Source organism: Lysinibacillus sp. NPDC097287 (genome assembly GCF_044761695.1).
In the GTDB taxonomy this organism is placed as follows: Bacteria; Bacillota; Bacilli; order Bacillales_A; family Planococcaceae; genus Lysinibacillus.
Map to the genome: position 1 here is coordinate 1 of NZ_JBIWCX010000013.1, position 19,289 is coordinate 19,289.

The 19,289-nt window shown below is 36.6% G+C and carries 15 protein-coding genes; 8 read left to right on the top strand and 7 right to left on the bottom strand.

Annotated elements, in window-relative coordinates; translation table 11 throughout:
• Window positions 1-665: 665 nt before the first annotated feature.
• From ACIQ2D_RS16480 to dnaA, 7 genes are all read right to left on the bottom strand, one after another.
• Window positions 666-1,754 carry an HD-GYP domain-containing protein gene (locus tag ACIQ2D_RS16480; protein ID WP_402865922.1) on the bottom strand — a complete coding sequence of 363 codons (1,089 nt, stop codon included), beginning with the start codon at window positions 1,752-1,754 and terminating at the stop codon, window positions 666-668.
• A gap of 154 nt (window positions 1,755-1,908) precedes the next feature.
• Window positions 1,909-4,395 carry a DNA gyrase subunit A gene (gyrA, locus tag ACIQ2D_RS16485; protein ID WP_402865924.1) on the bottom strand — a complete coding sequence of 829 codons (2,487 nt, stop codon included), beginning with the start codon at window positions 4,393-4,395 and terminating at the stop codon, window positions 1,909-1,911.
• A 26-nt stretch (window positions 4,396-4,421) separates the two neighbouring features.
• Window positions 4,422-6,356: a DNA topoisomerase (ATP-hydrolyzing) subunit B gene (gyrB, locus tag ACIQ2D_RS16490; RefSeq protein WP_402865926.1), complete on the bottom strand. Its 1,935-nt coding sequence runs from the start codon at window positions 6,354-6,356 to the stop codon at window positions 4,422-4,424.
• A gap of 306 nt (window positions 6,357-6,662) precedes the next feature.
• Window positions 6,663-7,778, bottom strand: coding sequence for a DNA replication/repair protein RecF (recF, locus tag ACIQ2D_RS16495; protein WP_402865928.1), 1,116 nt, complete (start codon window positions 7,776-7,778; stop codon window positions 6,663-6,665).
• Window positions 7,779-7,780: 2 nt separating this feature from the next.
• Window positions 7,781-8,005, bottom strand: coding sequence for a S4 domain-containing protein YaaA (gene yaaA / locus ACIQ2D_RS16500; protein ID WP_402865930.1), 225 nt, complete (start codon window positions 8,003-8,005; stop codon window positions 7,781-7,783).
• Between the two features lie 119 nt (window positions 8,006-8,124).
• Window positions 8,125-9,261 (bottom strand): DNA polymerase III subunit beta, encoded by a 1,137-nt coding sequence (gene dnaN / locus ACIQ2D_RS16505; protein WP_402865932.1) that lies wholly within the window; start codon window positions 9,259-9,261, stop codon window positions 8,125-8,127.
• A 168-nt stretch (window positions 9,262-9,429) separates the two neighbouring features.
• A complete protein-coding gene (gene dnaA, locus ACIQ2D_RS16510) occupies window positions 9,430-10,773 on the bottom strand; it encodes a chromosomal replication initiator protein DnaA (RefSeq protein WP_402865934.1) in 1,344 nt (447 codons plus the stop codon).
• Between the two features lie 548 nt (window positions 10,774-11,321).
• On the opposite strand from dnaA, the gene rpmH reads away from it, so the two are divergent.
• From rpmH to noc, 8 genes are all read left to right on the top strand, one after another.
• Entirely contained in the window at window positions 11,322-11,456 is a 135-nt protein-coding gene (rpmH, locus tag ACIQ2D_RS16515; RefSeq protein WP_099425702.1) for a 50S ribosomal protein L34, read from the top strand.
• A 101-nt stretch (window positions 11,457-11,557) separates the two neighbouring features.
• Window positions 11,558-11,902, top strand: a complete 345-nt coding sequence (rnpA, locus tag ACIQ2D_RS16520) for a ribonuclease P protein component (RefSeq protein WP_402865936.1) — start codon at window positions 11,558-11,560, stop codon at window positions 11,900-11,902.
• 242 nt (window positions 11,903-12,144) lie between these two features.
• Entirely contained in the window at window positions 12,145-12,915 is a 771-nt protein-coding gene (yidC, locus tag ACIQ2D_RS16525) for a membrane protein insertase YidC (RefSeq protein WP_402865938.1), read from the top strand.
• Entirely contained in the window at window positions 12,912-13,706 is a 795-nt protein-coding gene (jag, locus tag ACIQ2D_RS16530) for an RNA-binding cell elongation regulator Jag/EloR (RefSeq protein WP_402865940.1), read from the top strand. The genes yidC and jag overlap by 4 nt, the downstream gene beginning before the upstream one ends.
• A 214-nt stretch (window positions 13,707-13,920) precedes the next feature.
• Window positions 13,921-15,306, top strand: a complete 1,386-nt coding sequence (gene mnmE / locus ACIQ2D_RS16535; protein ID WP_402865941.1) for a tRNA uridine-5-carboxymethylaminomethyl(34) synthesis GTPase MnmE — start codon at window positions 13,921-13,923, stop codon at window positions 15,304-15,306.
• A 26-nt stretch (window positions 15,307-15,332) separates the two neighbouring features.
• Window positions 15,333-17,228, top strand: a complete 1,896-nt coding sequence (mnmG, locus tag ACIQ2D_RS16540) for a tRNA uridine-5-carboxymethylaminomethyl(34) synthesis enzyme MnmG (RefSeq protein ID WP_402866171.1) — start codon at window positions 15,333-15,335, stop codon at window positions 17,226-17,228.
• Window positions 17,229-17,387: 159 nt separating this feature from the next.
• Window positions 17,388-18,104: a 16S rRNA (guanine(527)-N(7))-methyltransferase RsmG gene (gene rsmG, locus ACIQ2D_RS16545; protein WP_402865943.1), complete on the top strand. Its 717-nt coding sequence runs from the start codon at window positions 17,388-17,390 to the stop codon at window positions 18,102-18,104.
• A gap of 180 nt (window positions 18,105-18,284) precedes the next feature.
• Complete coding sequence (gene noc, locus ACIQ2D_RS16550; protein ID WP_402865945.1) at window positions 18,285-19,193, top strand: nucleoid occlusion protein; 909 nt, start codon at window positions 18,285-18,287, stop codon at window positions 19,191-19,193.
• Window positions 19,194-19,289 lie beyond the last annotated feature (96 nt).

Genomic DNA, 19,289 nt, shown 5'->3' on the forward strand with positions numbered 1-19,289 from the left:
TATTAGGCACGCCGCCAGCGTTCGTCCTGAGCCAGGATCAAACTCTCCATAAAAGTAGTTTGAAAGCTCATTAGCTTTGCTAGCGTATCAACTAATAGTTGATATCTATTTATTACTTGTGTTTCGTTCGCTAACAAAGTTAGCTACTAAAAAACGTTATTGATTACGTTTTGCTTGTTCAGTTTTCAAGGTTCATTTTGTTTCGTTTAACGCGTCACCTCTTGGCGACTCACTTATAATATCAATATATAAAAACAATGTCAACACTTTCTGATAAAAAAATTTAAATCATTTTATCATTTTCTAAAACACACCTATTTACCGATCTTTCTATAGGCTATTAGGACATTTAATAACTTTTAAAAGGTGTACAGAATAAACCTATGTAAATTAATGAATTATTATACTGAAACATTAAACTATAAATACTTTACCCAAACTACATGCTAAAATTCGTCACTACAATATTAGATTGCAACGTTTTATATAAATCATTTTATCTGAATTAATATTAATAAAAAGTTTTTCTTAAAATGCAAATGTTAAAGTATGTTGCTATTCATATCCTATAACCTGGATTCGTACAAAACAATATTGTTTGAAACCATGAAAATGAAAAACGACAACCAGTTAATTCTTCAATTGTCGTTTTTAATAATACTACACTATTCATTTGTAATGATACGAGAAATATAGAACGTACGATTTTTTCCTAAATCAAATATTTCACCAGTACTATTTAATTTAATAAGTGGACGTGTTGGCGCGAACTTATTCACAAACATTACTTCCCCGCGTTCTAAATTGGACAATTCTATAATTGTACCAATCGGTAAATCTGCGACAACATCAATTAAAGCACGCACTACCTTAATATCAAATTTGCCGAATTCAGATTCATTAATCATTTCAATGACTTTAAAAGACGACTGTTTCGAACGATATAGTCGTTCGCTCGTCATTGCATGGAAAACATCAGCTACAGCAATGATTTGAGCAAACATTGATATATTTGCTATTCTTTCACCTTTAGGGTAGCCACTACCGTTTAATCGTTCGTGATGCTGGAAGATTGCCTCTTTAATTGTCTCTTTTAAAATAGTCAGATCTTTAATCATATTAAAACTAAATATTGGGTGCTTCTGTACTTCATTAAATTCTTGTTCTGTTAGAGTCGTTTTCTTATCTCGAATACGTGGATGTATTTTAGCCATGCCACAATCAGCTAATAATCCCCCTATTGCAATTTGTAACGTAAGGCCTCTATCACAATTTAATTTTTGAGCAAGCACCGCTGATATCATCCCAGTAGCTATACAGTGATGATATAAATAATCTTTAGGGTTAGAGTATTCATTTAAATCAAAAATAATTGTACGATCTTCTAATACAATATCGATCAACGGTAAAATAATTGCTCGCGCTTTTGTAATATCTACCTTTGCGCCGGCTTCCCAATTTTTAAATTCCCTTTTAAACTGCTCCACAGCATTAAAGTAAATTGTCTTAAAAGTTAATACAGCCTCTGGTTGTGCTGCAGAAAGTGATTCATCTATCACTGCTGTTGAATTACTATTTTCTGTTTCTTTATATACCGGTACTTCGGAAATATTAAACACATTAAACACATGTAAATGTTCATAAGATATTGCTGTACCTTTAAAAAAGATTGGATATTGAGTATTAGAAAATATATCTTCAGAAATAACCCTACCTAAGCGTAATTCTGATATAGGAACTTGCGTTGTTTCCATGAAATTACCACCCCTACGTGACTTTATTTACATAAAATTAAGGCTTTTCTATATATTATCATGAACTATAAACAAATTACTTATTTTTCATAGATTTGGAATAAATAAAACCGATGATTTACAAGTATCTTGTGCAATCATCGGTTTTTATAGTTTATTCTTCTATTTGTTCAGTCCCAGAAGATTCATCTGTCTCATCTTCAGGCACATCTTCTTCTTTTTCTACTTTCGCAACTGTTGCAACAAGTTCATCGTCACCTAAACGAATTAAACGAACACCTTGTGTACTACGACCAATTAACGAAATATCATTAACATCCATACGGATTAACATACCATTAATAGTAATTAGCATTAAGTCTTCAGTATTATCGACTGTTTTTACAGCTACCATAGGACCGTTCTTATCTGTGATTTGGATTGTTTTCAATCCTACACCACCACGACTTTGTAAACGGTATTCTTCTTCAGAAGTACGTTTACCATAGCCTTTTTCAGTTACAACTAAAATTTCTTGACCCGGCTCAACGATTTCCATACCAACTACTTCATCGCCTTCACGTAGCTTAATACCACGCACACCACCTGCTGTACGACCCATTGAACGAATATCATCTTCTTGGAAACGTACGAGCATACCATCACGTGTACCGATAATAATTTGCTTAGAGCCATCCGTTAAACGAACAGCAATTAAGTCATCATCTTCACGCAAACTAATTGCAATTAAGCCATTTGTGCGGATATTAGCGAAATTTGACACTGGTGTACGTTTTGTAACACCCGTTTTCGTAGTAAAGATAAAGTAAGCATCTGCATCAAATGAGTCCACTCGAATCATTGCTGTAACTTTTTCGCCTTTATCGATATTCAGTAAATTAACAATAGGTAAGCCCTTCGCTGTGCGACCATATTCAGGTATCTCATAGCCCTTGGCACGGAATACTTTACCTTTTGATGTGAAGAATAAAATTGTATCATGTGTAGATGTATTCATGAGATGCTCTACGAAATCATCATCATTGGTACCCATACCTTGTACACCACGACCACCACGTTTTTGACTACGGTATGTATTCGCAGCTAAACGTTTGATATAGCCATTGTGTGTTAAAGTCACAACTGAATTTTCTATCGGAATTAAATCCTCATCTTCAATCATTTCCATACCACCTGAAGTAATTTCAGTACGGCGTTTATCATTGAAACGTTCTTTAATTTCTAAAATTTCTGTTCGAATGATATCAACAATTTTTGCTTCGTCTGCTAAGATTTCTTTTAACTCAGCAATAAGCACTTGTAGTTCTTGATATTCCGATTCAATTTTCTCACGTTCTAAACCACTTAAACGAACTAGACGCATATCTAAAATAGCTTGTGATTGACGTTCCGATAAATTAAAACGCTCCATTAATAATGGCTTCGCTTCATCACCACTACGAGAACCACGAATAATCGCAATAATTTCATCGATATGATCAAGTGCAATACGTAAACCTTCTAAAATATGTGCACGGTCTTCAGCTTTCTTTAACTCAAATTCCGTACGACGACGAATAATGACTTTTTGATGCTCTAAGTAATGATACAACATTTCTTTTAAGCCCATTACTTTTGGTTGTCCATTAACAAGTGACAACATATTAATACCAAAGCTTGATTGCATAGCAGTTTGTTTATATAGATTGTTTAATACAACATTAGCATTGGCATCTTTACGGATTTCGATGACAACTCGCATACCACGGCGATCAGATTCATCACGTAAATGAGTAATGCCATCAATTTTTTTATCGCGCACAAGCTCAGCAATCTTTTCGATCAACTTCGCTTTATTCACTTGGTAAGGAAGTTCATGGATTAGAATTGTCTCCTTACCGTTCGCTTTTTGTTCAATTTCCACTTTAGCACGAATAACAATAGAGCCACGGCCCGTTTCATATGCACGACGAATACCGCTACGACCTAGAATTAAACCACCAGTCGGAAAATCCGGACCAGGGATGATTTCCATCAATTCTTCCGTCGTAATTGCAGGGTTTTCAGATAGTGCTAAGACACCATCAATCGTTTCACCTAGCTGATGTGGTGGAATATTAGTGGCCATACCAACGGCAATCCCAGCAGCACCATTAACAAGTAAGTTCGGATAACGACTTGGTAAAACAACAGGTTCTCTTTCAGAGCCATCATAGTTATCTGTATAGTCAATTGTATTTTTATTTATATCACGTAACATTTCCATTGCAATACGTGACATACGAGATTCCGTATAACGCATCGCAGCGGCACCGTCACCATCGACAGAACCAAAGTTACCGTGACCATCAACTAGCATATAACGATAACTAAAATCTTGCGCCATACGTACCATTGCATCGTAAATAGAAGAGTCACCATGTGGGTGATACTTACCCATTACGTCCCCAACAATACGTGCTGATTTTTTATATGCCTTATCAGCTGTGTTTCCTAGTTCCTGCATGCCATATAAAATACGACGATGTACAGGTTTTAAACCGTCACGTACATCTGGTAATGCACGTGACACGATTACACTCATTGCGTAATCAAGAAAAGATGTTTCAATCTCTTTTGTTATATTAATTCCTTTAATACCGGAGCGTTCTTGTTCTGACACAGTGTTTATCTCCTCTCGAGAGAAAATTAAATATCTAAGTTTGCGTATACCGCATTTTCTTCAATAAATTGACGACGCGGTTCAACCTCATCACCCATTAAACGCTCAAATGCTTGGTTTGCCTGGATTGCATCATCCATTTCTACTTGTAACAGAGTACGATACTCGGGATCCATTGTTGTGTCCCAAAGCTGTTCTGCATTCATTTCACCAAGTCCTTTGTAACGCTGTACATTTGGTTTCGGCATTTTAGGTAAACGTTCTAAAATTTGTTGTAATACAACATCATCATAGCAATACTCAATATGTTTACCTTGTTTCACTTGATAAAGCGGTGGCTGTGCAATATAAATATAGCCTGCTTCTATAAGCGGACGAAGGAAACGGAAGAAGAATGTTAATAGCAAAGTACGGATATGTGCACCGTCGACATCGGCATCCGTCATAATAATAATTTTATGATAACGTGCTTTTTCTAAATTAAATTCTTCACCAATCCCTGTACCGAAAGCTGTAATCATTGCTCGAATTTCTGCATTTGATAAAATCTTATCTAAACGTGCTTTTTCAACGTTTAAAATTTTCCCACGTAACGGCAAAATTGCTTGGAAGTGACGATCACGACCTGATTTTGCCGAACCTCCGGCAGAGTCACCTTCTACAATGTAAATTTCACATTCAGCTGGATTTGTCGAAGAGCAGTCCGCAAGTTTACCTGGTAAGCTTGATACTTCAAGCGCTGATTTACGACGTGTGAATTCACGTGCTTTTTTCGCTGCAACACGTGCTCGCGCTGCCATCAAGCCTTTCTCAATCACCTTTCGAGCTACTGTAGGGTTCTCTAACATAAACCGCTCAAAACCTTCAGAGAATAAAGAGTTCGTAATTTGACTTACCTCTGAGTTTCCAAGCTTTGTTTTTGTTTGCCCTTCAAACTGTGGGTCAGGGTGCTTAATAGAGACAATAGCTACTAAACCCTCGCGCACATCTTCACCTGTAAGATTCGTATCTGCTTCTTTTAACAAGCCATTTTTACGAGCGTAATCATTAATGACACGTGTAAGAGCTGTTTTGAAACCAGACTCATGCGTACCACCTTCATACGTATTAATGTTGTTAGCGAATGAAAAGATATTTGAAGAGAAGCCAGCATTATATTGCATAGCAATTTCAACTGTAATACCATCTTTTTCACCCAAAACATCAATCGGTTCATGAATTGGCTCTTTTGTTTTGTTTAAATGTTCTACATAAGAACGGATACCGCCCTCATAATGATATGTAGTAGAACGTTCTTCCCCTTCACGTTCATCCGCAATAGTAATACGAATTCCGCGATTTAAATAAGCTAATTCACGAATACGATGAGCTAAAATATCAAATTCATAAACCGTAGTTTCTTTGAAAATTTCAGGGTCTGCTTTAAATCGAGTTGTTGTCCCGTTATAGTCAGTATCACCAATCACCATTAATTCTTGAACTGTTTTCCCACGTTCAAATTTGATTTCATGGATATGTCCTTCACGATGCACTTGGACAATTGTTTGCTCTGATAAGGCATTTACAACTGAAGCACCTACTCCGTGAAGACCACCTGATACTTTATATCCGCCGCCGCCAAACTTACCACCAGCATGTAAGACTGTCATAATAACTTCTACAGCTGGTTTCCCCATTTTCTCTTGAATACTTACTGGAATACCACGTCCATTATCTTCAACACGAATCCAGTTTTCTTTCTCAATTGTTACTTTGATATCCGTACAAAATCCCGCTAGTGCTTCATCAATACTATTATCAACGATTTCCCATACTAAATGGTGAAGCCCTTTCGAACTTGTAGAACCAATATACATCCCCGGTCTTTTACGAACCGCTTCTAATCCTTCAAGAACCTGTATCTGATCGGCCTCATAAGCTTGATTTTGTAAACCTTCGTTTTCTATAGCCACGGTGTCCATCTACTCCTTCATAACATCATTGTGTGTAAATGAATGAACAGTCAACCGAGCTGACTATTACCATTCGTTCGTAATCTAAGTAAAGCATTTAATTGCCCATTCACATTTCTGTTAACTTAAACACCGCATTCTTACTACATGCTAACTTATATTATGTGTGGGCCTAGCATATCCTTAAAGCATTAAAAAAATTGAAATAAAGATACCTTATTTAATCTTCATCTCAAATTCAGAAGTGAGTTTAAGAATTTCGCGCTTTTGCTTATATATAAAATTAGTTTTCATTCTTTATTTTAAAAACACTGGTTAACTTTTCTCTATCGCACCTTGTTTCACGTGGAACAGTTGCGCGTGTTCCATTGTTTCGTGATGAATTCCGTCGACACTTGTAGTTGTTACAAACGTTTGAACTTCACCTTGAATCGTATTTAGTAAATGCGATTGACGATAATCATCGAGCTCTGACAATACATCATCTAAAAGTAAAATAGGTGTTTCGTTCGTTTCTTGTTTAATCAATTCAATCTCAGCTAGCTTTAGTGATAAGGCTGTTGTACGCTGCTGTCCTTGAGATCCGTAAGTTTGGACGTCATAGCCATTTACTAAAAACTGCAAATCATCGCGATGTGGACCGACTAATGTAACACCACGTTCAAACTCGCGATCCTTCACTTCAAGTAATTTCTTTTGCAAAAGTTGCTCCATTTCACTCGGTGTGAAATTTTTCTCTATACCGCCCACTGTGCGGTACTTGATTATTAAAGTTTCTTTTCCTTGAGAAATACCAGCGTGAATTGGCTCTGCCCATTCTTGCAATAAATCCATAAATTGAAATCTTTTTTGTATTATTTGAATGGCCGCATGAATATACTGCTCATTATAGACCTCATACATTACATCATTCATTATTTTTTTACCTTGATGCATTTTCAAATAATGATTACGTTGCTTTAAAACTTTTTGAAAGGTTAATAAATCATGTAAGTAGACTGGCGAAATTTGTCCAATCTCCATATCAATAAAACGTCGTCGAATTTGCGGACTACCTTTTACAAGATTTAAATCTTCAGGCGCAAACATAACCACATTCATTTGACCAATATAATGACTAAGTCGACTTTGCTCTATATGGTTTATCTTACCCTTTTTACCCTTTTTTGATATCGTTAACTCAATTGGGAGAGTACCATATTTTTTTTGAACGGCCCCTTCTATTTTACCATAGTCTGATTCCCAACGTATTAATTCTTTATCGTTTGTTGTGCGATGAGACTTCGCCATAGCTAATACGTAAATAGATTCCATAACATTTGTTTTCCCTTGGGCATTTTCACCAATAAAAACATTAATTTTTGGCGAAAAGTCTAAAGCTAAGGAATCGTAGTTACGATAATTTGTAAGTTTTAACTGCTCAATGTGCATATTTATTGTCCAGTTGGTCCTACAATGCGAAATCTTCCGCACCCAGGAATATTTATGACATCTCCGTCACGTAATTTGCGACCACGACGATCTTCTACCTCACCATTTACATATACATCATGTTCTTGTAAAAACCATTTTGCCATTCCACCTGAGCTAATAGCGTCTGTTATTTTTAATAGTTGTCCTAATGTGACGAATTCTACGTCAATTTTGATGTCTTTCACGGCCTAGTCACCCTCCAAATACTGAATCTCTATCTCTCTATCATACCTAAAAAATACACATAAGTAAAAAAAGATAGCCGCAACGAGCGACTATCTCCTAAAGACTCTCAAATAGAAATTTAGTAAGTACGTACAGGTAATATCAATTGCAGGATGGCGTCATCATGTACTGAGCGTAAAATAAATGGTCTCATTGCACCTGTAAATTGGATAACAACGTCTTGACCATCGATAGCTTTTAATGCTTCCATCATGTATTTTGCACTGAAAGAAATTTTTAAGCTTTCACCTTCTAATGCCTCAACTGGAATCTCTTCTTGTACTTTACCAATCTCTGGTGAATTTGATGAAACTTCAACTGATTGACCATCTAAAATTTCAAAACGAACAACATTATTACGATCACCACGAGCCACTAATGATGCACGATCGATTGCTTGTAATAATGCTTTACCATTGATCGTTAAATTTGTTTGATATTCTTCTGGAATTAAACGTGATGTATCTGGGTAATTACCCTCAAGCAAACGAGAGAAGAATAATACATCCCCTGTTTTGAATAATACTTGCTGGTTTGTAATAACAATTCGTACAAGGTTTGTAGAATCTTCTAAAACCTTATTTAATTCGTTTAAACTCTTACCTGGGATTACAACACTATGTTCTACTTCTGGTAAATCTTCTAAGCTTACTTTTCTTCTTGCTAAACGATGGCTATCTGTTGCAATACAGATTAGTTCATCGTTTTTAATTTTCCAGTTTACACCTGTCAACACAGGACGACTTTCTGATGTAGCCACCGCAAAAACTGTTTCACGAATAATTGTTTTTAATAAATCAGCTGGTATTGTGAATTGTTGATCTTCAGTCAATTCAGGTAAAAGTGGGTATTCTGCAGCATCAGAGCCGATTAAATGGAATACTGATTTTCCTGAACGAATATGCGTTTGTAAACCTGCTGTTACTTGAATTTCAACCTCATTCGTAGGTAATTTACGAACAATTTCGTTAAACATACGTGCTTGTACAACTATAGATCCTGTCTCTGCTACTTGAATTATTTCTTGTCCATCTTCTTCTACTGGGATAAATGTTTGAATTGTAATATCTGCATCACTACCAGTTAAACGCATACCTTCGTTTGTTACATCGATTTTAATTCCTGTCAAAATCGGAATTGTTGTTTTTGAACTTACAGCTTTCATAACATCATTTAAACCATCTAATAAACGGTCACGTAGAATATTAAATTTCATTAGTTTTACCTCACATATTTATATTATTTATTTATAAAAAATTAAAAGATATAGTAATAGGGCCTGTGGATTTGTGGATAAGTGACTTTAAGTCAACAAAATCAGTCTATCCACATGTAGATAGACTGTGCATAAGTTTGTGTTTAAAATACTAGATTATCCACAAGGTTATTTGCCAAGCATGCTCCGAATTTGTTTAATATCTTGTTGTAATTGAACATCTTCTTTCAACATAGAAGAAATTTTCTCATGTGCATGAATAACAGTTGTATGATCTCGTCCTCCAAATTCCTCTCCGATTTTTGGTAAAGAGAAGTTTGTAAGTTCACGTGATAAAAACATGGCAACTTGACGAGGAAATGCAATTAATTTCGTACGTTTTTTTGCGGAAAAGTCTTCTAATCGAATATTAAAATGTTCTCCAACAGCATTTTGAATGTCTAAAATTGATACGGTACGTGGTTTTGCATTTGGAATAATATCTTTAAGGGCCTCAGCTGCTAAAGTAGCTGAAATATCTTTATTGACAAGTGATGAGTATGCCACGACACGAATAAGCGCACCCTCAAGCTCCCTTATGTTGGAGTCAATTTGGTTCGCAATATACAGCATCACTTCATTAGGCACATCAAGACCATCTGCTTTTGCTTTTTTACGTAAAATTGCAATACGTGTTTCTAAGTCTGGTGGTGCAATATCTGTAATTAAGCCCCACTCAAATCGAGAGCGTAGGCGATCTTCAAGTGTTGGAATTTCCTTTGGCGGGCGATCACTTGAAATAACAATTTGCTTGGATTCTTCATGTAATGTATTAAATGTATGGAAAAATTCTTCCTGAGTTGATTCTTTTCCGGCTAAAAATTGAATATCATCAATTAGCAGTACATCAACATTACGATATTTATTGCGAAAATCTAAAGCTTTGTTATCACGAATTGAATTTATGAATTCATTCGTAAATTTCTCTGATGATAAGTACACAACCTTCGCATTCGGGTTATGTTCGAGTACATAATGGCCAATCGCATGCATTAAATGGGTTTTGCCAAGACCAACCCCCCCATATATAAAGAAGGGATTATAAGCTTTTGCGGGCGCTTCTGCAACAGCAAGTGATGCTGCATGTGCAAAGCGGTTTCCAGAGCCAATGACAAACGTATCAAATGTATATTTCGGGTTTAACATACCAGGTGAAATATCGTGCTGATCGTTATTTTTAGCTTGGATAATCGGCGCTGGTAAGTCAAAATCGTCCGAATCCTGATTTTTTTGAACAACAAATTTAATAAGCAAGTCTTCTCCAGTAAGCTCCGTTAATATACCTGTAATCAAATGAATATAATGATTCTCAAGCCAGTCACGAGCAAACGAATTAGGCGCGGCAATTGTTACTGTCGTAGCACTTAATGAAAGTAGTTTTGTCGACTTAAGCCACGTCTCAAAGCTAGGTTTAGAAATTTTTTGTTCAACTTGAGCCAGGACATTATTCCATAGTTCTTCTAAATGTTCCAAGCTGCTATTCTCCTTTACAATTCAGTCCATGTTTAAAAATAAAATTTATCTCATTTATTTTTCTCTAATACGAATAATTCATAACTAATCCACAAAATCACAAACTGGGGATAAGTATTACCCAAAGGCTGTGATAAAAATTATCCACAGCATATTAACAGTTGTGGATAAAAGAAAAGTCAGTTTTAGTTTTCAACAAAGTGAAGCACAGATAGCGTAACAAAAAAATCAAGGTTTTTCAATAGCTTAAGAAACTTATCCACACGATATTTATTTATGCACTTTAAAGTTGTCCACAAGCACTGCTTATGTGAAAAAGTTGTAGACAACGTCTGTGGATAAAAAAAGGGACGGAAAATAATATACACAGGTGTGTGCAAAAAGAATAATTATTTTGTGGATAAGTTTGTAGAGAAAGATAGTCGTGAAGAAATTTGCTACAGGAAAGAAATTTATGAAATTCATTGACAAAATAGCTATTTACTTTATATAATATGCAAGTCTGTATGTTGAAAAATTCAACTTTCATTCAGGAGGTGTCTATATACATGAAACGTACTTACCAACCTAAGAAACGTAAGCACAGCAAAGTACACGGTTTCCGCGCACGCATGAGCACGAAAAACGGTCGTAATGTTCTTGCTGCTCGCCGTCGTAAAGGCAGAAAAGTTCTATCAGCATAAAATAAGTCCACTGAGCCACATCAGTGGTCTTTTTTTTCTTTATTTTAGGTTGAAAATTTAAAATAAGGATTAATTGATATTATGGCTAGCAGGTGAAAGAAATGAAAAAACGCCAAAGAGTGAAAAAGAATGAAGATTTTCAGAAGGTGTTTAAAAAGGGTAAATCCTTTGCAAATCGCCAGTTTGTTGTTTATTTTTTACCGAAAGAGGGACAAACTGAGCTACGTGTGGGTATATCAGTGAGTAAAAAACTTGGTAATGCGGTAATACGCAACCAAATTAAGCGCTATATTCGCCAAAGCATTCATGAATTAAAAGATGAACTCAAGCCGAATATGGACTATGTTATTATCGCCAGACATCCGGCGGCCACTATGGATTTTCATGAGGTGAAACAAAGTTTGCAACATGTACTACGCATCGCTAAAGTATTACAGAAAGCGTAATATATAACGCAAAAAAGTGGCTATGGAGCACACTTTAACGCAAGGTTCCACCGCAGCTGTTGCTAATTTAGTAACTTCTATTACTGAGTATGCATATTTAGTTGGAACATTTTGTAGAGTGAAAGCTTATTTGCATGATAAAATAATTGATAACTTTATTTAGTGGTGGTTAAACGCCGACTAAATAAACGCCTAGGTGTTTTATTTTAGAAAATTTAATAGTTTTTGTAGGGGGAAGAAAGTTGAAAAAACGACTTTGGTTAATTTTGTCGCTAGTATCTGTAGTTCTACTACTTTCTGGTTGTACAGAATTCAATGCACCAATCTCCAAAGATAGCGAAGGCTTCTGGAATGAATTCATCGTTTGGCCACTAGTATCAGCCATTAAATTCTTTGCTGATCTTTTGGGTACGTATGCATGGGGGATTATCGCAGTAACAATTATTATTCGTTTAGCAATTCTCCCATTAATGATTAAGCAAACGAAGAGTTCTAAAAAAATGCAAGAAATTCAACCGAAGATGAAGGAATTGCAAGCAAAGTACGCTTCTAAGGATGCACAAACACAACAGCAGTACCAACAAGAGATGATGAAACTAATGAGCGAATCTGGTGTAAATCCACTTGCTGGATGTTTACCGATGCTCATTCAAATGCCAATCTTAATTGGCTTCTATCATGCAATTAGCCGTATGAATGCGACACCTGCTTTTGATTTAGGAAACTTTTTCATCTTCCCATTAGCAGATCCAGCACCGGTACTAGCAATTCTTGCAGGTTTAATGCAATTTATTGTTCTACGTACGGGCCCAGCAATGGATAATCCTCAAATGAAAATGATGATGTACATTATGCCATTTATGATTATTGGTTTTGGTATCGCATTACCAGCTGCTTTATCTCTTTACTGGGTAATCGGGAATATTATCTCGATTCTCCAAAACCTTTATATTTACAAACCTTGGGAAAAGAATAAAACTGAACCTGCTCAAAATGGAGGGGCTAAAAAGTGAAACAACTTACGCAAATAGGCGCAACAACACATGAAGCGATCTCATTGGCGTTACAGAAACTTGGCAAGACCCGTGAACAAGTAGATGTTGAAGTTTTACAAGAAGGCAAAAAAGGATTTTTAGGTTTTGGAACACGTGCTGCTGAAGTACGTGTGACAGTTAAAGAAGTGCAAGTGACTCAAGTGGATGTTGATAGACAACAAGAAAAAGCGACAGACATTGTCGAAGCAGCAGTAGTAGAGGATATTGATAACGAAAGTTCACAAGTTTCTGAACAACCAATTGACATCGAAGCTGTACAAGAAAACGTGTTAGAAGAAAACAAAGAAGATGCTACAGAAGATCCAATTGAAGAAGCAAAAGCTTATTTAATAAGCATAGCAACGAATATGGATATTCAAGATCTTAAAATCGAAACAACACGCGAAGGTAAATATGTTTTATTTCAATTAGAAAGTGAAAAAGCAGCACTATTAATCGGGAAACGTGGTCAAACGCTTAATTCCTTACAGCAATTAACACAATTGGTGTTAAATAAAAGTGCAAAACAGTTTTTACTTGTGAAAATAGATGTAGAAAATTACCGTGAGCGTCGCCAAGTTGCATTGGAACAACTGGCAGATCGTATGGCTGATAAGGCATTACGTTTAAATCAGCGTATGGAACTTGAGCCAATGCAGTCATATGAGCGAAAAATTATTCACAATCAATTGGCAAATCGTCTTGATATTGAAACATATTCAGAGGGAACAGAACCTAATCGTTATTTAGTCATCGAACCAGTAAGATAGCTAATGTGGTTCCTTAACATAAAAACATACAGACAAATAGTTTTAAAGCGGTCATTTCACTTTAGTTGTGAAAGCGGCCGTTTTTTTCGTCTGTAGTAGGAAAATTACACTTACTTTAGATTTCAGTGAAAATATGTTAGTCTAAGTTGTTAGAAAGTGTTGAACGGTTTAGGTTATCCACATGTGGATAATGATGTATTTAGGAGGTTATTATATGGAATTTGATACAATTGCTGCGATATCCACACCCATGGGTGAAGGAGCTATTGCGATTGTTCGCCTAAGTGGGGATGATGCAGTAGCAATTGCTGATAAAATATTCAAATCGCCTGGTGGCAAGAGTTTGCTTGAGAAGGCATCACATACAATTCATTATGGCCATTTAGTAGATCCGAGAACGGATGAGATAGTAGAGGAAGTAATGCTATCGTTAATGCGTGCTCCAAAAACATTTACACGTGAAGATGTAGTAGAGATTAACTGCCATGGTGGTTTAGTATCTGTGAACCGTGTATTGAAATTAGCATTAACGAATGGTGCACGATTAGCTGAGCCGGGTGAGTTTACGAAGCGTGCGTTTTTAAATGGACGTATCGATTTATCCCAAGCAGAAGCGGTTATGGATTTAATACGTGCCAAGACAGATCGTGCGATGAACGTGGCACTAGGTCAAATGGATGGGAAATTATCACGACTTATCGGTGACTTGCGCCAAGCTTTACTAGAGACATTGGCACAAGTAGAGGTTAATATTGATTATCCGGAGTATGATGATGTAGAAGAAATGACTGTGCCTGTGTTACTAGAGAAATGTGCGTGGGTCCGCGATGAAATCATTAAACTTTTACAAACATCATCTCAAGGAAAAATTTTACGTGAAGGTTTATCGACAGTTATTTTAGGCCGTCCAAACGTTGGGAAATCTTCACTTTTAAATAGTTTAGTACAAGAAAATAAAGCAATTGTGACGGATATCGCCGGGACAACTCGTGATATTATAGAAGAGTATGTCAATGTGCGTGGTGTACCGCTTCGTTTAGTGGATACAGCAGGTATTCGTGAAACAGAGGATATAGTAGAGCGTATTGGTGTAGAGCGTTCACGCCAAGTATTACGCGAGGCAGATTTAATTTTATTTGTTTTAAACTACGGCGAAGCGTTATCAGCTGAGGACGAACGTCTATTTGAAACAATTGAAGCGATGGACTATATCGTTGTGGTTAACAAGACAGATTTACCGCAAAAAATCGATTTAGCCAGAGTGAAAGAGCTAGCAGGCAACCATCGTATTGTCACGACTTCATTGTTACAAGAAGAAGGTGTGATGGAGTTAGAGGAAGCGATTGCTGCGCTATTCTTTGAAGGGCAAATCGAATCAGGCGATTTAACATATGTATCGAACGCACGCCATATTGCATTATTGCATCAAGCACAAGCAACAGTAGAGGATGCACTTGATGCTGCAAGAGCTGGAGTGCCAGTAGATATGGTACAAATAGATGTTACGAGAACATGGGAAATTCTTGGTGAGATTATTGGTGATACAGTGCAAGAGAGCTTAATAAACCAACTATTTTCACAGTTCTGTTTAGGGAAATAATCAACAAAAGAAGGGAAGAAATGAGCATGCCAACACAATATGAGGCAGGTACGTATGATGTTATTGTCATTGGTGCAGGTCATGCAGGTTCTGAAGCTGCACATGCTGCTGCCAAAATGGGTGCCAACACACTCATGTTAACAATTAACTTAGATATGATTGCCTTTATGCCATGTAATCCATCAATAGGCGGTCCTGCAAAAGGGATTGTCGTGCGTGAAATTGATGCACTTGGCGGTTTAATGGGGAAAGTTATTGATAAAACGCATATTCAAATGCGTATGTTAAACACAGGGAAAGGACCTGCTGTACGTGCACTTCGAGCGCAAGCGGACAAGGTTCTTTACCAACAAGAAATGAAACGCTTATTAGAGGAAAATGAAAACCTAACGATCCACCAAGCGATGGTTGAAGAATTAATCGTCGAAGATGGGGAAGTAAAAGGTGTACTTACACAAGTCGGTGCGATTTATCGTGCCAAAACAGTTATTGTGACAACAGGTACATTCCTACGCGGCGAAATTATTATTGGCGATGTGAAATATTCAAGTGGTCCAAACAACCAACAGCCATCGATTGGCCTTGCGAATAACCTAAAAGAGCTAGGCTTTGACCTTGTACGCTTTAAAACAGGTACGCCTCCTCGTGTAAATAGCCGAACAATCGACTATTCAAAAACAGAAATTCAACCAGGAGATGATGTACCACGTGCATTCAGTTTTGAAACGACTGAATTCATTATGGATCAATTACCTTGCTGGTTAACATATACAAGTCTACAAACACATGAAATTATTGAGGCGAACTTACATCTTTCTCCGATGTATTCAGGCATGATTAAAGGGACGGGGCCACGCTATTGCCCATCTATCGAGGATAAAGTTGTACGTTTTAATGATAAACCACGTCACCAAATTTTCTTAGAGCCTGAAGGTCGTAATACGCGTGAAGTATATGTACAAGGATTATCAACAAGCTTACCTGAGCACGTACAAAAGCGTTTAGTGACGTCAATTCCTGGTTTAGAAAATGCAGAAATGATGCGTGCAGGTTATGCAATCGAGTACGATGCGATCGTACCAACGCAATTATGGCCAACATTAGAAACAAAACGTATTAAAGGCTTATATACTGCAGGTCAAATTAACGGTACTTCTGGTTATGAAGAAGCGGCAGGACAAGGTTTAATGGCAGGTATTAATGCCGCTGCTAACGCACTTGGTAAAGAAGAGTTAATTTTAAGCCGTTCAGAAGCTTATATCGGGGTATTGATCGATGATCTTGTCACTAAAGGAACGAATGAGCCGTATCGTTTATTAACATCTCGTGCTGAGTATCGTCTATTATTACGACATGATAATGCAGATTTACGTCTAGTTGAGCGCGCTAACGCAGTTGGTATGATCTCAGAGGAGCGCTATGCGCAATTTAAAGAGAAAAAATCTTCCATTGAAAATGAGATTGCACGTTTGCGTGAAGTAATCATCAAACCAAATGAGGCTACTCAATCAGCTATTCGTTCTGTTGGTGGTAGCGAGTTAAAAGATGGTATTCGGGGTGCTGATTTACTAAAACGTACTGAAGTACACTATGATCTAGTGGCATCATTAATTCCAACTGAAATTGAATTAACAGAAGAAGCGCAAGAACAAATTGAGATCCAACTGAAATATGAAGGATATATTGAAAAAGCATTACAACAAGTTGAAAAGCTTCGTAAAATGGAGAATAAAAAAATTCCCGAAAACATTGATTATGATGCAATTTCAGGATTAGCAACAGAAGCTCGACAAAAATTGAAACAAGTAATACCGCTTTCTATCGCACAAGCTTCACGTATTTCAGGGGTTAATCCAGCAGATATTTCAATTTTACTTGTTTATATCGAACAAGGGAAAATTGCACGTGTGAGCGGCGAATAATAGTATCGACAAAGAGAATAAGAGGCGGGCATACCTTTGTGCCCGCTTCCTATTTTTGCAATAAAAATTTTAATATACATGTCTACGTAGAAGCGCACACACTAGAATGCATTAGACAATCTTGAGTGAAGACGCTTTTCTTAAAAAAGGAGACTTTACATGAACGAACAACAATTTATCGATGCGTTGAAGGAAAAAGGCATTGTACTTTCTGAAATGCAAATCGCACAATTTAAAAAATACTTTGAACTGCTTGTTGAGTGGAATGAAAAAATGAACTTAACGGCTATCACAGATTTAGAGGGCGTCTATTTAAAGCATTTCTATGATTCAATTAGTCCATCTTTTTACTTTGACTTCACAAAAGTTATAACTGTATGTGATGTTGGAGCAGGTGCAGGTTTCCCGAGCATTCCGATTAAAATCTGTTTCCCACACTTACAAGTAACGATAGTCGATTCTTTGAATAAACGTATTACATTTTTAAATCATTTAAGCGAAGAATTACATTTAGACAATATGAATTTTGTGCATGCACGCGCAGAGGAATTTGGTCAAAACGTGAAGTATCGTGAACAATTTGATGTTGTAACAGCTCGTGCGGTTGCACGTCTTTCCGTTTTATCGGAGTTATGTGTACCGTTAGCAAAAACAGATGGATACTTTGTGGCACTTAAAGCAGCAGCAGGGGCAGAAGAATTAAAAGATGCAAAAAAAGCATTAACAACTTTAGGTGTAGCTCTAAAAGAGGAGTTCGCATTCCATTTACCAATTGAAGATAGTGAGCGAACTTTATATGTATTTGATAAAATAAAAGGAACACCAAAAAAATATCCTCGAAAACCTGGTGTACCAAACAAAACGCCGATTCAATAATTAGTGTTTCATGTGAAACTTCTCGAAACAGGAAAATAATTTTGCTGTTTTGAGCATACATACTAGTTAGGCATGGTTCACGCAAATGACATCTATGAACTATATACATTTTAAGAAATATAATAAATAATAATAGAATGACACGGAGCAAGATAGTTTCCTAAAGGTGGTGCCACTTGGATGAAAAGTCCTTTTTCACGTTTTTTTGGAGGCGGAAATAAAGCTGAGCCTAGTGTGAAAAATGAAGTAGAAGAAGCAGCAATAGTAGAAGCGGTGCATGCAGCAGAAGAAGTAATTAAACTCCCAATCGATAAAATTGTGCCGAACCGTTTTCAGCCGCGTACTATTTTTGATGATGACAAGATTGAAGAATTATCAAGAACCATTCATACGCATGGTGTAATTCAACCAATTGTTGTACGTAGCACAGCTAACAATCAATATGAGATTATTGCCGGTGAGCGACGTTACCGCGCAATGAAAAAATTACAATGGACAGAAGTCCCTGCCATTGTCCGTGATTTAAGTGATAAAGAAACAGCTTCAATTGCGTTAATTGAAAATCTTCAGCGTGAAGAATTAACAGCGATAGAGGAAGCTGTAGCCTATCAAAAATTATTAGAGCTACATGAGCTAACACAAGAAGCACTTGCCCAACGACTGGGAAAAGGACAATCCACGGTTGCAAATAAATTACGCTTATTAAAGCTTCCTGAAGAAGTACAACAAGCTATTTTAAAACGGGAAATTTCTGAAAGACATGCGCGTGCTTTAATTGCGATTAAAGATCGTCCTCTGCAATTGCAAATGTTACAACAGACGCTTGAAAATGATTGGAATGTGCGTAATCTAGAAGAACAAATTCATATGCTATTACATCCAGAGGAAGCGGAGCAAGAAGAAGTAGCAGTGAAAAAAGTAAAACCCAAACGTAAAGCGATTAGCAAAGATTTACGTATTGCCTTGAATACGATTAAACAATCGCTATCGATGGTGACAAAGAGCGGTATTACTGTAAAAACTGAAGAAGAAGATACAGAAGAATACTATCAAATCACTGTTAAAATTCCAAAAAAGAAAAAAGCTTAACGGATTCCCCTTGTGCAAAGTGTGTGCATAAGGGGAATTTTGTATATATTCTTAATATTTTATACAACTCTATTCATTTTTTTTGATAGAATGAGA

Coding starts and splice junctions, on each gene's coding strand:
- ACIQ2D_RS16480 (WP_402865922.1), bottom strand. CDS start 1,754: ATGGAAACAACGCAAGTTCCTATATCAGAATTACGCTTAGGTAGGGTT.
- gyrB (WP_402865926.1), bottom strand. CDS start 6,356: ATGGACACCGTGGCTATAGAAAACGAAGGTTTACAAAATCAAGCTTAT.
- recF (WP_402865928.1), bottom strand. CDS start 7,778: ATGCACATTGAGCAGTTAAAACTTACAAATTATCGTAACTACGATTCC.
- dnaN (WP_402865932.1), bottom strand. CDS start 9,261: ATGAAATTTAATATTCTACGTGACCGTTTATTAGATGGTTTAAATGAT.
- rpmH (WP_099425702.1), top strand. CDS start 11,322: ATGAAACGTACTTACCAACCTAAGAAACGTAAGCACAGCAAAGTACAC.
- rnpA (WP_402865936.1), top strand. CDS start 11,558: ATGAAAAAACGCCAAAGAGTGAAAAAGAATGAAGATTTTCAGAAGGTG.
- mnmE (WP_402865941.1), top strand. CDS start 13,921: ATGGAATTTGATACAATTGCTGCGATATCCACACCCATGGGTGAAGGA.
- mnmG (WP_402866171.1), top strand. CDS start 15,333: ATGCCAACACAATATGAGGCAGGTACGTATGATGTTATTGTCATTGGT.
- rsmG (WP_402865943.1), top strand. CDS start 17,388: ATGAACGAACAACAATTTATCGATGCGTTGAAGGAAAAAGGCATTGTA.
- noc (WP_402865945.1), top strand. CDS start 18,285: ATGAAAAGTCCTTTTTCACGTTTTTTTGGAGGCGGAAATAAAGCTGAG.